General features: G+C 43.4%; 11 protein-coding genes. 6 read left to right on the top strand and 5 right to left on the bottom strand.

Annotated features, from left to right (window positions below; all coding sequences use genetic code 11):
* From ABFX15_RS10965 to ABFX15_RS10955, 3 genes are all read left to right on the top strand, one after another.
* A partial coding sequence (locus ABFX15_RS10965; RefSeq protein WP_346025448.1) for a M20/M25/M40 family metallo-hydrolase occupies positions 1-677 on the top strand: 677 nt, incomplete at its 5' end.
* Positions 674-1729, top strand: coding sequence for an alanine racemase (locus tag ABFX15_RS10960; protein ID WP_346025447.1), 1056 nt, complete (start codon positions 674-676; stop codon positions 1727-1729). The genes ABFX15_RS10965 and ABFX15_RS10960, both read left to right, overlap by 4 nt.
* Positions 1730-2144: 415 nt before the next feature.
* A complete protein-coding gene (locus tag ABFX15_RS10955; protein WP_346025446.1) occupies positions 2145-3116 on the top strand; it encodes a hypothetical protein in 972 nt (323 codons plus the stop codon).
* A gap of 66 nt (positions 3117-3182) precedes the next feature.
* Here the strand turns inward: ABFX15_RS10955 and ABFX15_RS10950 are convergent, their stop codons facing one another.
* The 3 genes from ABFX15_RS10950 to pflB all read right to left on the bottom strand — a co-directional run bounded on the left by ABFX15_RS10950 (position 3183) and on the right by pflB (position 7293).
* A complete protein-coding gene (locus tag ABFX15_RS10950; protein ID WP_346025445.1) occupies positions 3183-4109 on the bottom strand; it encodes a manganese-dependent inorganic pyrophosphatase in 927 nt (308 codons plus the stop codon).
* Positions 4110-4238: 129 nt separating this feature from the next.
* Positions 4239-4991, bottom strand: a complete 753-nt coding sequence (gene pflA, locus ABFX15_RS10945) for a pyruvate formate-lyase-activating protein (RefSeq protein ID WP_346025444.1) — start codon at positions 4989-4991, stop codon at positions 4239-4241.
* 40 nt (positions 4992-5031) lie between these two features.
* A complete protein-coding gene (gene pflB / locus ABFX15_RS10940; protein ID WP_346025443.1) occupies positions 5032-7293 on the bottom strand; it encodes a formate C-acetyltransferase in 2262 nt (753 codons plus the stop codon).
* 346 nt (positions 7294-7639) lie between these two features.
* Between pflB and adhE the strand changes: the two genes are divergently transcribed.
* The 3 genes from adhE (at position 7640) to ABFX15_RS10925 (ending at position 11218) form a co-directional block, all read left to right on the top strand.
* Positions 7640-10237, top strand: coding sequence for a bifunctional acetaldehyde-CoA/alcohol dehydrogenase (gene adhE, locus ABFX15_RS10935; RefSeq protein ID WP_346025442.1), 2598 nt, complete (start codon positions 7640-7642; stop codon positions 10235-10237).
* 604 nt (positions 10238-10841) lie between these two features.
* Positions 10842-11021 carry an ion channel gene (locus ABFX15_RS10930; protein ID WP_346025441.1) on the top strand — a complete coding sequence of 60 codons (180 nt, stop codon included), beginning with the start codon at positions 10842-10844 and terminating at the stop codon, positions 11019-11021.
* Positions 11022-11035: 14 nt separating this feature from the next.
* Positions 11036-11218, top strand: coding sequence for a TrkA C-terminal domain-containing protein (locus ABFX15_RS10925; RefSeq protein WP_346025440.1), 183 nt, complete (start codon positions 11036-11038; stop codon positions 11216-11218).
* Between the two features lie 149 nt (positions 11219-11367).
* Here the strand turns inward: ABFX15_RS10925 and parC are convergent, their stop codons facing one another.
* Together parC and parE are read right to left on the bottom strand one after the other, a co-directional pair.
* A complete protein-coding gene (gene parC, locus ABFX15_RS10920; RefSeq protein ID WP_346025439.1) occupies positions 11368-13842 on the bottom strand; it encodes a DNA topoisomerase IV subunit A in 2475 nt (824 codons plus the stop codon).
* 23 nt (positions 13843-13865) lie between these two features.
* Positions 13866-15839 (bottom strand): DNA topoisomerase IV subunit B, encoded by a 1974-nt coding sequence (parE, locus tag ABFX15_RS10915; protein WP_346025438.1) that lies wholly within the window; start codon positions 15837-15839, stop codon positions 13866-13868.
* Between the last annotated feature and the right edge of the window lie 87 nt (positions 15840-15926).

Raw genomic sequence — 15926 nt, 5'->3', positions numbered from 1 at the left:
CGGATATTCCGGAAGGCACCCTGGCGACTAAACCAGGTTTTCTGATGGCTAGTGCAACTGAATACCGTATTCGTGTTAAAGGACTGTCTGCTCACGTGGCTCAGAAAGATAAGGGTAACAGTGCGCTTGGCGCAGTGACCCAGATTGCAACACAACTCTCACAAGTTCAGCACTACTTCCTGAACGGGCTACATCAGAATATTCTTCATATTGGAAAACTCTATGCCGGAGAAGCCATTAATACGGTTGCATCAGAAGGCTATATTGAAGGTACGATTCGCACATACGATCCAGAAGACCTTGAACGCATAAAAGTTAAAATGGAAGAAATCATCAGTGCAACCGATTCATTATACAAAACTGAATCCAAGCTGACTTTGGCTAAAGGGTATCCTTCTGTCTACAATAGTGATGAGCTGATAGATACTGTGACAGAAAGCAGCAGACGGGCTAACTTATCTCTAGAATTACTGAAAGAACCTTATCTGTTTGGTGAGGACTTCTCATTTTATTCGTCTATTGCCAAAACGAACTTCGCTTTTCTAGGTGTCAGAAATGAAGAAAAAGGATACATCCATGGCCTCCATACTGCATTGTTCAATTTTGACGAATCGATGCTAGAAAAAGGTGTGCACTACTATCAGTCAATCCTTCATACATTAGGAGCTTTGACATGACAGCACGATTGATCAGAAATCAGAAACGGCTGGCTGAACAGGCGCGGGACATTCAGAGTCAGGTCCAGACGATCGCAATTGTTAAAAACGATGCGTATAACTTTGGACTGAAAGACACCTTCGATGCCTTCTACCATGGAGGAATCCGGGCATTTGCTACGACTAACCTGAAAGAAGCCAAACGTCTCAGGAGTTACGACCAGAATGTCCTGGTGCTCCTTCTCGATCCGTCAACTGCATTTGATGAACTTAGACAGCATGACATCACCTTGTCCGTCCCCTCCTTCGAATTTTACTCAACCTATAGAGATGAGCTCGAAGGACTGTCGGTACAGCTGGTGTTCAGAAATGATCTGAATCGACTGGGCTTTACTTCTTCTAAAGATATGCTGACGGTATTGGAAGATGACCAGCTTGATGTTAATGGTATATGGACTCATTTTGCTTATGCTGATGATTTCGAAACAGACCGTCATACTAATGAGGTCGCAAACTGGCGGGCTATGCTGAAGGATCTAAATGACCATCTATCTAATCTGACCTATATCCATGCGCAGAATAGTGCGTCCTTTTTAAGAGATGGCCTGCACGAGGGTCATACACATATCCGCGGAGGCGTCATTCTCTACGGGACACGTCCTTATTATCAGGGGCTGGATGAAGCGATCGCCAGACAGACCGTAGAAGTCACCGCTAACGTGATAGAAATTACCGATGTGCCTGCTGGACAAAATGCGGGATATTCAGCTGCTTTCACAGCTGACAAGCCTACTCGACTGGCAGTCTGCGATATAGGATATGGAAATGGACTGATCCTGTCCAGAAGAGACTTCCCTGTACTGATCAATGACCAGTCTTATCCAATAAGAGTAATGATGATGAGCCACCTGCTTGTCGAAATCGATGAGTCTGTCTCTGTAGGAGATAAAGTGGTCTTGTATAACGACCAGCTGCGCTTTGACTGGTTTACTGAGCACGGTGCCGGATCCTTCTCACAGCAGATGGCTGCTTTCAACAAGGAAACTTTTGTGGAAGAGTTCATTCCATACTAAATACTATTCAAGAGACAAAAAAGCACCTTGTATAATTCGTAAAAGCAATGGGACACCCGATACAGTTAGGGGTCTCTCATTGCTTATTTTATTCTCAAAATAGCCCTTAAATTCCGATGGCTTGAACACTATAACCAGAACAGAATCTACCAACGCCCCAAATTTCTCTCTATCTGATAACAAACCTCTCCACTGCTTGTAAACAACTGTACTAAAGAAGTAAAACGTAAGAATAATATGACAACAGTTTAATAAATTGCTATTTCTTGCTATTTTAAATGATTTTGTGAAAAAAGTTTTATTTTATTGGTTGTTTGTGATACACTCACAATATAGGAGATAGCGATTATTTACTTAATTCGCATCTTTTTTTACCTTTTCATGTGAACTAACTCACTAAGAAGGAGCGAATACAGTGATTACTTTGGCTAGTTTTATATTTTTGATTCTGACCGCTCTGCTTATCTTTCAGTCGATGTTATCCAGTACCATTCAAAACTTGAATATCTTTCTGTTCGCTATTGTGGCCCTCTCAGCCTTTTCTTTACTGTTCCAGATACGAACGGAATGGACTGATTTAAAAGGTACTGTCAAAACCAATGCGGCTACCTTGGCAAGCAGTTCCGCATACACACTTCTGGCTCTGACAGGAGGCACCTACCTGACCTTTTTCTTAAACCATTCATTTGGAATAGGCGGTGTGCTTGCATCCAGTACCGTAGGGCTTGCAGGAGCATGGGCAGTCAGAAAATACGCAGCAGCAATTTACTGTGGATCTTTTATAGGTATGGCGTGCAGCATTATTTTTTCAAACCCTCTTTCACTTCTGCTTGCCAGCATCATTTCAGGTGCCTTGTTTATTCTCTCATCCAATATTTTTGTTGGCTATGGAGGAAAACTTGGATTCATGGCCTTTGCTGGAACCTACAGTGCTTCTGCACTTATAGGTACACCTTTGAGAACAATAGATCCACTTTCCAGAAATTTATACTTCCTTGTTTTTCTGTTTGTCATAATCGCTGGCATAGCTACCTATGTTCTTCAGAAAGCCCTAGAGATGGATGCTGTGACAGCTTCCGCTTTAGTAGGGCTGGTCATTGCCTTGTTATTCCCAGACGCAACCCATACAGTGGTCGTAGCTGCCTTCTGCGCAACTTTTACTGGAATGGTATCCCCTGTTAGAGTATCGACCTACCGTCAGATGCTCTTTTTAAGTGTCCTGACAGGCATACTCTTCATAGCTGCTTTTTCCCTATTTGACGGATCAGGTGGAAAACTGGGTGCCATCGCCTTTCTTTCCACAGTCAGCGGATCAGGGATGATCACTGGTCTCAAGCTGATTAGGAAACGACTCCAGTGTTCAAATGAAAAGTCATACTCTATTTAAATACAACAGAACACCCCTGCCGACAGTTTCAAAACCAGCAGGGGTGTTCTTTTATCATTCATCTAACTAACTTAATGCTTTGGTCAATGGAGGAACAACTTGTTTCTTCCTTGACACAACACCTTCAAGAAGGATCAGGTCGTTGTCTACTTCTTTATCAAATGCTTCTGCTGCTTTAGCTTTCTGATCACCATAAACAAGGGCAACTGAGTCACTTTCCAGCACGTTTGTAATGAAAAGCAGGAACAGATCGTAATCTTCAGCTTTACTTTGAGAAGCCATTTCCTCAAGCAATTCGTCCTTGCGGTTAAGTACTTCATCCACGTCGACCACATTGACTTGTCCAATACGAACAGTCAGGTCGCCCATCGGGAAGTTCTTGGCATCTGAATTCAGAATCTGATCAGCAGACTTGTCGGCCGTATTCGTACCAGCCTTAAGCAAATCTTTCCCGTATGCTTCAAGCTCGACACCTGCCAGCTCAGCAAGCTCTCTAGCTGCTTCTTCATCTTCAGGTGTGCATGTCGGTGATTTGAGAAGCAGGGTATCTGAAATAATAGCTGACAGCATCAGTCCGGCGATGTCTTTAGGTACATCGATCCCATTTTCCTTGTATAATTTCAAAATGATGGTGTTTGTACATCCCACAGGCTCTGCTCTGTAATAAAGAGGATTAGCCGTCTGGAAGTTGGCAATACGGTGATGATCAACAACGGCCACGACATCAACTTTATCGATATCTGATACACTTTGCTGAGCTTCATTGTGATCGACCAGCATGACTTCATCTGCTTCATCGGCAGCTGAAGAGATGACTCTTGGCGCTTTTGTATTGAAGAAATCAAGGGCATATTTTGTTTCGTCTGTAACCTCTCCTAAAGCAACGGCCTCTGTGTTTTTCTCTAACTGATTCTGAAGATATGAAAAGCTGATGGCAGAAGTGATTGCATCAGTATCAGGACTTTGATGTCCGAAAATCAATAGTTTACTCACTGTCATTCTCCTTTGTGATAAATGTCTTTAATATAAGAATATAGTAATTTAGTGAAAATTTCAATCAAAGCAAAAAGAACTTTACCTTTATCGTCTAACGAAATCTAGACAGGCAAAGTTCTTTAAAAATCAGTTTTTCTGATATTTGTAAGTCTTAAGGATACGATTGGCATTTTCAACTCGTTCTGCCGTTGGTGGATCGATATGCTCCAGCTTGTATGGAATACCGAGTTCCTTGTACTTGTATACACCCAGTTTATGGTACGGAAGGACTTCAACCTTCTCAACGCTGTCCAGCTGGTCTATAAAGTCACTTAACCGCTGCAGATACTCATCATAATCGGAGCGTTCAGGGACTAAGACATGCCTCAGCCACATAGGCACGTTTACTTCTGACAAGTAATTTGCCATATCCAGGATGCTCGTATTTGGATGCATCGTATATTTTTTATGAATCTCATTGTCGATATGCTTGATATCCATCAGAACAAGGTCTGTATACTTCATTAACTCCTGAAAACGACTGAAGAAAGGTTCATCATAGGTGAAGGGTTGACCACAGGTGTCTAAAGACATATGGATCCCTTCTGCCTTAGCGAGCTTGAAAAACTCGATCAGAAAGTCGATATGCAGCAGGGGTTCGCCACCACTTACTGTAATTCCACCTTCTTCACCCCAATAGTCCTTATAGTCAATCGCTTTTTCAAGCATTTCTTCGGGAGTGTAGGGCGTGCCGCCTCCCATATTCCATGTATCGGGGTTATGGCAGAATTCACAGCGCATACGACACCCCTGCATAAACACCACAAATCGAATGCCTGGTCCATCCAGTGAACCGAATGTCTCGATTGAGTGTACATATCCTACTGTTTTTTCTGCCATTTGTTGTTCCCCCTATAAATAAGTCCCTTACCGACTTGTCTTACATGTTGTCATGGAATGTTCTGCTCAATACATCAAGCTGCTGTTCTCTCGTCAGTTTGATAAAGTTTACCGCATAACCAGATACTCGGATGGTAAGCTGCGGGTACTCTTCCGGATGCTTCATAGCATTTTCAAGCGTCTCACGGTTTAGCGCATTGACGTTCAGGTGGTGCCCACCTTTTTTGACGTATCCATCCAGCATTGCTGAGAGATTACGTTTTTGAGTCTCTTCTTCTTTTCCTAATGCTTTAGGAACGATAGAGAAGGTATTTGAAATACCGTCAAGCGACTGATCGTATGGTAGTTTCGCTACAGAGTTCAGACTTGCAAGAGCACCGTTTGTGTCTCTTCCGTGAAGCGGATTGGCGCCTGGTGCAAATGGCACGCCTGCTCTACGTCCGTCTGGTGTATTTCCTGTCTTTTTACCGTATACGACGTTTGAAGTAATGGTCAGGATCGATGTTGTGTGTACTGCATTTCTGTAAGTTGGGTGTTTCTTAACTTTACTCATGAATGACTTAAGCAGATCCACCGCGATCTGGTCAACACGATCATCATTATTTCCGTACTTAGGATAATCGCCTTCGATGATATAGTCGACAACTAGGCCACTATCATCTCTTACTGTTTTCACGGTTGCATACTTGATGGCGGACAGAGAATCGACTGTAACTGAGAATCCGGCAATTCCAGTAGCCATAGTACGGACGATTTCGGAATCATGAAGAGCCATTTCGATGCTTTCATAGCTGTACTTGTCATGCATGTAGTGGATGATGTTCAGAGTATTGATATACATGCCTGAAAGCCAGTCAAGCATATCGTCGTATTTTTCCATGACCTCATCATAATCAAGAACTTCAGAAGTTATCGGACGGAATTTAGGCCCAACCTGAGTTTTCTTCATTTCATCTACGCCGCCATTGATGGCATAGAGTAAAGCTTTTGCCAGGTTTGCACGAGCTCCAAAGAACTGCATCTGTTTACCGATCGGCATAGCAGACACACAGCAGGCAATACCATAGTCATCGCCCCATTCTTCACGCATAATGTCATCATTTTCGTACTGTACCGCACTACTTATGATAGATACTTTAGAGCAGTAGTTCTTGAATGCTGACGGAAGCTTAGTTGACCACAAAACAGTCAAGTTGGGTTCAGGAGCAGGCCCCAAGTTGCTCAATGTGTTCAGAAAACGGTAGCTGTTCTTAGTAACTAAGTGACGTCCATCGATTCCCACACCGGCAATTGCTTCTGTTACCCATGTTGGATCACCTGAAAACAGTTCATTGTATTCTGGCGTACGAACGAATTTTACAAGACGCAGTTTCATGACAAAGTGATCGACGAGTTCCTGTGCTTCAACTTCAGTCATGATGCCTTCTTTAAGATCTCTTTCAATGTAGATATCAAGGAAAGTCGATGTTCGGCCTAATGACATTGCGGCACCATTCTGTTCCTTGATTGCGGCCAGATAACCAAGATACAGCCATTGGAACGCTTCTACAGCAGTCTTGGCAGGGCGTGAGATATCAAATCCGTAAATGTTACCCAGTTCTTTCAATTCGTGAAGAGCCTTAATCTGATCGCTCAATTCTTCACGTTTACGGATAATATCTTCGCTCATCATAGCAGTATCTGACTGGGCTTTATCCGCTTCTTTCTCTTTTAGTAAACGGTCGACTCCATACAGCGCCACACGACGGTAATCACCGATGATTCTTCCACGGCCATAGGCATCAGGCAGACCGGTAATGACACCTGTGCGTCTCGCGTCTAGCATTTCAGGCGTATATGCATTGAACACTCCTTCATTATGCGTCTTTCTCCAGTCTCTGAAGATATGAGAGAGATAAGGATCTACTTCAAAACCATATGATTCTGCAGCCTGTTCCATCATTCGGATGCCGCCAAACGGCTGAAGTGAACGTTTGAATGGTTTGTCTGTCTGGAACCCGACAACTTTTTCTTTATCTTTAGTCAGGTAAGCCGGTCCATGAGAAGTAATTGTTGAAACAACAGAAGTATCCATATCAAGAACTCCGCCTGCTTCACGTTCTTTTTTGTTAAGATCCATCACTTGTTCCCACAACTCTTCCGTCTGTTTAGTTGGGCCTTCAAGGAATGACTCATCACCATCGTACGGTGTGTAGTTACTTTGAATGAAGTTACGGACGTCAATGGCATCTTTCCATTTCTTTCCTTTGAACCCTTCCCATAAAGTTTCCAAAGTCATCTCATCTGTGCGTTGCTTTTCCATAGTCGATTCTCCTTTGTCTTTCACGTTTTATACATGTTCATTTTATCACATTAGCTCACTTTATACAAGTGAATCTTTGAACATTTAATGACGATTAGTAAGGAGATGGTTGTCCCGTTACACTTGTTCAATTTATCACAATGTGTTACAAAATGGACACAATTTCAATTTCTAGCAAGCGATTTCACTGTGTTATGATGTGCTTGTAAAAAGATAAAAACAATCCAAGTGTTGAGCATACAAGCTTTCTTCATTTTTCATCTTTATAAGACGGTAAAATTGGAGAAAGACTTATTTTAATCTAAACTTGCTCAATACTTCACTAACTAAATGGAGGGAACCCATTATGGTAAAAGTATTAGACAAAACTAATAAAGTAACAGATGTACAGAAAGATATCGATCAGTTAGTCACGAAAGCTAAAGCAGCTCTCGATAATATGTACAAACTCGATCAGGAACAAATCGATAACATCGTGAAGGAAATGGCTCTGGCTGCTCTTGATCAGCATATGCCTTTAGCTAAGCTGGCTGTAGAAGAAACTGGTCGTGGTGTATATGAAGATAAAATTATCAAAAACCTTTTTGCTTCAGAATACATCTACCACAGCATCAAACATGATAAAACAATCGGTGTAATAAATGAGAACGTTCATGAAGGCACAGTTGAAATTGCTGAACCGGTCGGGGTCATTGCCGGAGTTACACCAGTAACCAACCCTACTTCCACAACAATCTTTAAATCTATGATTTCTATTAAAACAGGTAACCCGATCATTTTCGCTTTCCACCCTTCTGCTCAGAAATCCAGTTCAGCTGCGGCACGTGCTGTTTACGAAGCAGCAGTTAAAGCAGGTGCACCGGAAAACTGTATTCAGTGGATCGAAAAACCGTCTGTCGAAGCGACACAGACTTTGATGAAACACGACGGAGTAGCTACTATTCTTGCAACTGGCGGATCAGGCATGGTTAAATCAGCCTACAGCTCAGGAAAACCTGCTCTTGGTGTTGGTGCCGGTAATGTCCCCTGCTACATTGAAAAGACTGCAAATGTCAAACGAGCAACGAACGACCTGATTCTTTCCAAAACATTCGATAACGGAATGATCTGTGCTTCTGAACAAGCTGTCATCGCTGATAAAGAAGTATATGAAGAAGTGAAATCACAGATGATCGACAACGGCTGCCACTTCCTGACTAAAGAGGAACGCATTAAAGTGGAGCAGCTGATGGTTTCAGAAGATAATCACTTGAATCCGGATATCGTGGGACGCTCAGCATATCAGATTGCTAAAATGGCAAACGTTAACGTGCCTGAAGATACGAAAATTCTTGTTGCTGAATACCCTGGTGTCGGAAGAGACTTCCCTCTCTCACGAGAAAAACTTAGCCCAGTACTGGCTGCCTACAAAGTCAATAGTTCTGAAGAAGGAATCAAACGTGCTGAAGAAATGCTTGCGTATGGTGGTTTAGGTCACTCAGCAGTTATCCATTCCAACGACGACCAGGTTATCAGCGAGTTTGACAGTCGAATGAAAGCGGGTCGTCTGATTGTCAACGCACCGTCATCTCAAGGTGCTATCGGTGACATCTACAATGCTTTTCTCCCTTCCCTAACTCTAGGATGTGGATCGTTTGGAGGAAACTCAGTGTCAACTAACGTCAGTACTATGCATTTAATCAATGTGAAGAAACGTGCGAAACGTACAAACAATATGCAGTGGTTCAAGATTCCACCAAAAGTGTACTTTGAACGTAACTCTGTTCAGTATCTGGCAAAAATGCCCGACATTAAGAAAGCGTTCATTGTAACTGATCCTATGATGGTTGAACTGGGCTATGTTGACCGTGTCCTGTATCACCTGCGTAACCGCCAGGAGTATGTTCACTGCGAAATATTCTCAGACGTTGAACCGGATCCATCTAAAGAAACAGTTCTAAAAGGCGCAGAAGCAATGGCTGCTTTCCAGCCGGATGTCATCATCGCCTTAGGTGGAGGGTCTCCAATGGACGCAGCTAAAGGAATGTGGCTGTTCTACGAGCACCCAGATACAGACTTCAACGGCATCAAGCAGAAATTTATGGATATCAGAAAACGTGTCTACAAGTACCCTACTCTTGGAGAGAAAGCACAGTTCGTAGCAATCCCTACAACATCTGGTACTGGTTCTGAAGTAACGTCATTCTCCGTTATTACTGATACTGAAAAATCAACCAAGTATCCTTTGGCAGACTACGAGCTGACTCCGGATGTTGCGATTATTGATCCTCAGTTTGTCATGAGTGTGCCAAAAGTGGTTACAGCTGATACAGGTATGGATGTCCTGACTCATGCGATCGAAGCTTATGTGTCAAACATGGCCAACGACTACACTGATGGTCTGGCAATCAAAGCAATCCAGCTGGTATTCAAGTACCTGCCTGCTGCTTATCACAATGGTGATGACGAAGTAGCTAGAGAAAAGATGCACAACGCATCAACAATTGCCGGTATGGCCTTTGCGAATGCATTCCTGGGTATCAACCACAGTCTGGCACACAAACTGGGTGCACAATTCCACATCGCTCACGGACGCGCCAATGCAATCCTTATGCCACACGTGGTCCGCTACAATGCCAAGAAGCCAACTAAATTCGTTGCCTTCCCTAAATATGAGCACTTTATCGCAGATGTACGCTATGCTGAGATCGCAAAAGCACTTGATCTTCCAGCCAGCACGACTGAAGAAGGTGTCGAAAGTCTGATCAAAGCCATCTATGATCTTGCTAAAGAACTGGAGATTCCAATGGGTATCAAAAATAACGGTGTTGATAAAAAAGCTTTCGAAGCAGTTGTTGACGATATGGCTGAGCGTGCATTTGAAGATCAATGTACAACAGCTAATCCTAAAATGCCTTTAGTCAAAGAGCTCGCAGAAGTTTACCGTGCAGCTTTTAGAGGCTAAATCATTGCATAGGTAAATTTAATTTAAAAGACAAGACTGATCACTCGGTCTTGTCTTTTTTTGTAGATCAGTCAGTTTCAATTGTCTCCCCTGGTCTGCTGACAGATAACTTTATTATTGAGCAGGTCTTTCTAACGAGAGCATATTAATCAGCCATGACTTAAGCTTCAATTAAAGGAGCGGTAATGACAGTTTCGTGCTTATTCAGATATCTCAAATATAAATAAAGACTTTTTAGTTATAGCTTAGTTAGTCGTCAAGTAAGTATGCTACAACTAGACCCCTTCTACATGTAGCTTATATTATTTCATGATTGATATCCTTCTCTTAGACCTCTCCTAATGGAAACTACCGCATGATCCTTTACAGTAAACTGGAACTAGCCGTCGTCTAGCTTCATTTCAAGGCTGAATTGTTGGATCAAAGTAGAAAGAGAATCTTTCTACTTCTACTTCATCTTTGGATTGACTGCTTGAGGTAGATCTAGACTGTACAACTGATTGCTGAAAGTTATGTTAACAGGGATGATTTTCCGCTTTCCGGTTATTCACTCTCTGATAGACATGTTAAAATGATAAAAAGACCATAGAAAGGAGCTGACCCATTGCAGCAGCGCAAACGGATATTTCTTATATTTTATCTTCTGATAGCTATTGTTATCGTTGAAACGATCGGCTATTCGCTTCTTCTGAATATCAGTCTGATGGATGCCATCTACATGACTTTAATAACGATGTCCACTGTCGGTTTTCAGGAAGTCGCTCCTATGAGGGCTCAAGGCTGAGTCATAAAATACTGATGGTTGCCAATATCCCTGAACAGACAGATCTGATCATCGTTGCAGTCAAGGAAAATGACAATGTGACGGACGGAATCCTATTCAATCCGACGAAAGAGTATATGCTCAAACCGGGTCAGACACTGATTGTCCTAGAAGAAGACGCCCACCTGAACAGGCTTAAGAAATTAGTAAAAAACTGAATGCTTTAAATGACCACTGGTAGATTTTATCAAAACAAAAGACGAGCCGCTTTCCTCATCAATAGAAAGGCCGCTCGTCTTTTGTAGTCGTTCAGAAAATCAAAATTATAGCTGGTATCCAGCCTTATTTCACGTCATGCACAAATTACTTAACTATCTTTTTCATCTTTTTCGATTTCAACTGTTTTTGCCTTGTAGGCGTCCACTGGTGTTCCGTCAGAATCTTCATCAAAAATAAAAGATCCGTTGCTGTAACGGTCACTGTAGGAATAGTCTTTCGGCACAAGAAGCTGACTGGTATTCTTGTCCGTGACGATCGTCCATTCATTCTGATCGTCATCTACATCGATTACAAGAGACACTCGATGAGGTTTGTTCTTCAGTTCTCTTAGAACCAGCAGTCCCCTCTTCGCTCTAGAAATCAGGTCGAAATCCTTCGCATTCATTTTCTTGACTGCACCTCTATGTGTTACCAACATGATGCTCTTGTTCCCTTCTTCAGGGTTGAACACGATTCCGTTTACCACATGATCAGTTTTCTTCAAATTGATCGATTTTACTCCACTAGCTCCGGCACCTACTGTAGACACTTCCGTTAAATTATAACGTAAGCCGAATCCAAGGTGAGTAATCAGGAAGACGTCCAGTTTACTGTCATCGTCAATTAGATAGACGGACAGACATTCGTCAGTTGCTGATTTTAGTTTGACTGCTGTAGCAGACCGCGAGCGGTAAGTCCGTTTTGGTTCGTACTCAGATACTAAGGTCTGCTTGATGTAGCCTTCCTTGGTGATAAAGACGAAACGCTGCTTGTCGCTGAAGTCATCCAGTCCGTAGGCTGCAATGATTTTCTCGTTTGGTTCCAGGCCTATGCTTTGAGATATGTGATGACCAAGATCTTTCCATTTAATATCTGGAATTTCATGGACTGGTCGGTTGATCACGTTCCCTCTGGAAGTAAACAGGACAACCTGCTCGAGCGTCGACATCTTTTCTGTAAAGAGCGAGTAGTCTCCTTCTTTCAGTCCAATTTCTTCGGGAGTAGATGCTCCGTAAGATCTCAGACTGGTTCTCTTAAGGTAGCCATCTCTGGTGACAGAAACAATCACTTCTTCTTCAGCAATCAGCACTTCTTTTTCTACTTTTAATTCTTCAATTTCTTCTTCAATGACTGTTTTACGGTCCTGGGCATAAGTCTTACCGATTTCCTTCAATTCTTTTCGAATGACGTTGTTCAGTGTCTTTTCGTCAGTCAGGATCTTATTGTATTCATCGATCCGGGTATTCAGTTCTTCTGCCTCTTTCTGCAGCTGTGTGATATCTGTATTAGTCAGGCGGTAAAGCTGCAGACTGACAATCGCCTCTGCCTGCATGGCAGTAAAATCATAGGCTTTGATGATATTGTTTTTGGCATCAGCTTTGTTGGCACTCTGTCGAATCGTCTTGATCACCTGGTCTAGAATGGAAATAGCCTTGATCAGACCTTCAACGATGTGGGCCCGTTTCTTATCTTTGCTTAACAGGAATTTCGTACGTTTAATAATGACATCACGCTTATGCTTCAGATAGGCATTCAGTATTTCTCTAATGCCAACTTGTTGAGGCCGTCTGTCACTGATGGCAATCATGTTCAGATTATAGGAGACCTGAAGATCTGTGTTCTTGAACAAATAAGTCAGGATTCCCGCTGCTGGTGTATCTTTTTTCAGCTCGATTACGATACGCAGGCCAGTACGGTCCGTTTCATCTCTGACGTCAGCTATGCCTTCAATTTTTTTATTTAAACGTATCTCGTCCATTTTACGCACAAGGGTCGCTTTGTTGACTTCATACGGGATCTCTGTAATGACGATCTGTTCTTTTCCGCCTCTCAAAGACTCGATTTCAGTCTTGCTCCTGACGGCTATTTTCCCCTTGCCAGTCTTATAAGCAGACTTAAGCCCCTTGACTCCTTGAATGATGCCACCAGTAGGAAAATCAGGGCCTTTGATGAAGTCCATCAACTTATCTATTGATGCATTAGGATGAGACACCAGATACACGCAGGCATCGATCACTTCTTTGAGATTATGTGGCGGGATGTCCGTCGCGTAACCTGCAGAAATCCCTGTTGCTCCATTAACCAGGAGATTTGGAAAACGAGCTGGAAGAACAGTTGGCTCGTTCGTCGTATCATCGAAGTTGAGTACCAGTTCGACCGTTTCCTTATCGATATCCTTAAGCAGTTCAGAGGCGATTTTAGACAGTCTCGCTTCCGTGTAACGCATAGCTGCAGGTGGATCGCCATCCATGCTTCCGTTGTTCCCATGCATATCGATAAGTGGCGTCTTCATCTTCCAGTCCTGACTCATCCTTACCATTGCTTCATATACACTGCTGTCGCCGTGCGGGTGGAAGTTACCGATGACGTTACCGACAGTCTTGGCAGATTTTCTGAACCCTTTATCCTGAGTGTTGCCTTCAGAAAACATGGCGTAAAGGATACGTCTCTGAACAGGTTTAAGTCCGTCTCTGATATCCGGAAGGGCCCGTTCCTGAATAATGTATTTTGAGTACCGGCCGAACCGGTCACCCATGACCTCTTCCAAGGTTAGTTCTTGTACTTCTGCTCGATCTTTTGTCATGTCAATCATTCAAACCTTTCTTGCTATTGGATTGTATTTTCGAGTTCATCCATAACCTCGTTCGTTTCGAGAATGCTTCCTTCTTCTTCCAGAGAAAACTCGACATTGTCTTCGATCCATTTTCTTCTCGGATCGACTTTATTCCCCATCAGAACAGACACGCGGCGTTCTGCCTGGGCGAGATCGTCGATCGTTACTCTGATCAGCGTTCGGGTAGAGGGATCCATCGTGGTTTCCCACAACTGGTCGGCATTCATTTCTCCCAGTCCTTTATATCGCTGGATCATGTAGTTCTTGCCAAATGACTTCAGCAGCTTGTCCAGTTCTTCATCAGTCCAGGCATATTCGATAACTTCACTCTTCCCTTTACCTTTAGATACTTTGTAAAGAGGAGGAAGTGCAAGATAGACTTTTCCTGCTTCGATCAGTGGTCTCATGTACCGATAGAAGAATGTCAGAAGCAGCACCTGAATGTGGGCTCCGTCCGTATCAGCATCTGTCATGATCACGATCTTGTCATAGTTGCAGTCCTTCAAATCGAATTCGGGACCGACACCAGCGCCGATCGTATAGATCATTGTACTGATTTCTTCGTTCTTCAGAATGTCCTGCATATTTGCTTTTTCAGTATTGATGACTTTCCCTCTAAGTGGCAGTATGGCCTGGAACTTTCTGTCCCGTCCCTGTTTGGCTGAACCACCCGCTGAGTCTCCCTCAACCAAATAAAGTTCATTTTTGCTGGCGTCTCTGCTTTGGGCAGGAGTCAGTTTGCCGGACAGTAGGGTCTCTTTGCGTTTGCGCTTTTTGCCGTTTCTGGAGTCTTCCTTGGCTTTTCTGGCGGCTTCCCTAGCCTCTCTAGCCTTAATGGCTTTACGCACGATCTGCTGGCTCATTTCGCCGTTTTCAGCCAGGAAGAAGTTAAACTGCTCCGATATGATTGTATCGCAAGCGGTCCGTGCTTCCGGAGTACCCAGCTTGCTCTTGGTCTGACCTTCAAACTGAAGCAGACTTTCCGGTATGCGGACTGAAAGAATGATTGCGATTCCTTCCCTGACATCCGTTCCTTCCAAATTGTTGTCTTTCTCCTTCAACAGGCCGACTCGTCTTGCATATTCATTGAATGTTTTCGTGATAGCCGTCTTTGAACCGATTTCGTGGGTTCCCCCATCTTTTGTGCGCACATTATTGACAAAGCTTAAAAGGTTTTCGGAGTAACCGTCATTGTACTGGAAAGCACACTCGACTTCGATCCCTTTGTACGCACCTTCGAAATAAGCGACCGGGGACAGTGTGTCCTTTTCTTCATTCAAGTAATGAACGAACTCCTTGATCCCCTCTTCATAGTGAAAAGATTCTTCCGCCTCCTTGCGCTCATCAGACACATTGATGGTCACGCCCTTCAGCAAAAAGGCAGATTCCCTAAGTCTCTCGCTGAGGACACTGAAAGAATATTCTATCGTTGAGAAGATTTGCGGATCCGGCTTAAACTGTACCGTCGTCCCGGATCCTTTTTTACCGACCTTTTTTTTAGAAAGTTTACCGACCGGTTTCCCGCCGTTTTTGAATTTCTGAACATATTCGTGACCGTCGCGCCGGACAGTCACTGTCAGCCATTCGGAGAGCGCGTTTACCACCGAAGCCCCTACGCCGTGTAGGCCACCGGATGTCTTGTATCCTCCGTCCTGACCAAACTTCCCCCCGGCATGAAGCACAGTGAAAATCACCTGGATCGTCGGGACACCTGACTGGTGCATCCCTGTCGGCATGCCTCTTCCATTGTCCTTGACGGTAATACTGTTGTCTTTGTGGATCGTGATATCGATTTCGGAACCGAATCCGGCCAGAACTTCGTCCACTGCATTATCCACGATTTCGTAAACGAGGTGATGCAGCCCCCTTGAGTCTGTCGATCCGATATACATACCCGGTCGCTTTCGGACTGCTTCAAGCCCTTCAAGTACCTGAATTGATGTATCATCATATTTATTTGCTGCCATTGACACTACCCCTCGCAAAGTTATTCATTTGATTCGATTGTTATAAACATTTCAAGCAACCATTACTATGATACCATAAAAATGGGA

Origin of the sequence: Alkalibacterium indicireducens (assembly GCF_039522005.1) — a bacterium.
Classification (GTDB): domain Bacteria; phylum Bacillota; class Bacilli; order Lactobacillales; family Carnobacteriaceae_A; genus Alkalibacterium; species Alkalibacterium indicireducens.
The sequence above is the reverse complement of the archived record's forward strand: the minus strand, read 5'-3'. Positions and strand labels throughout refer to the sequence as shown.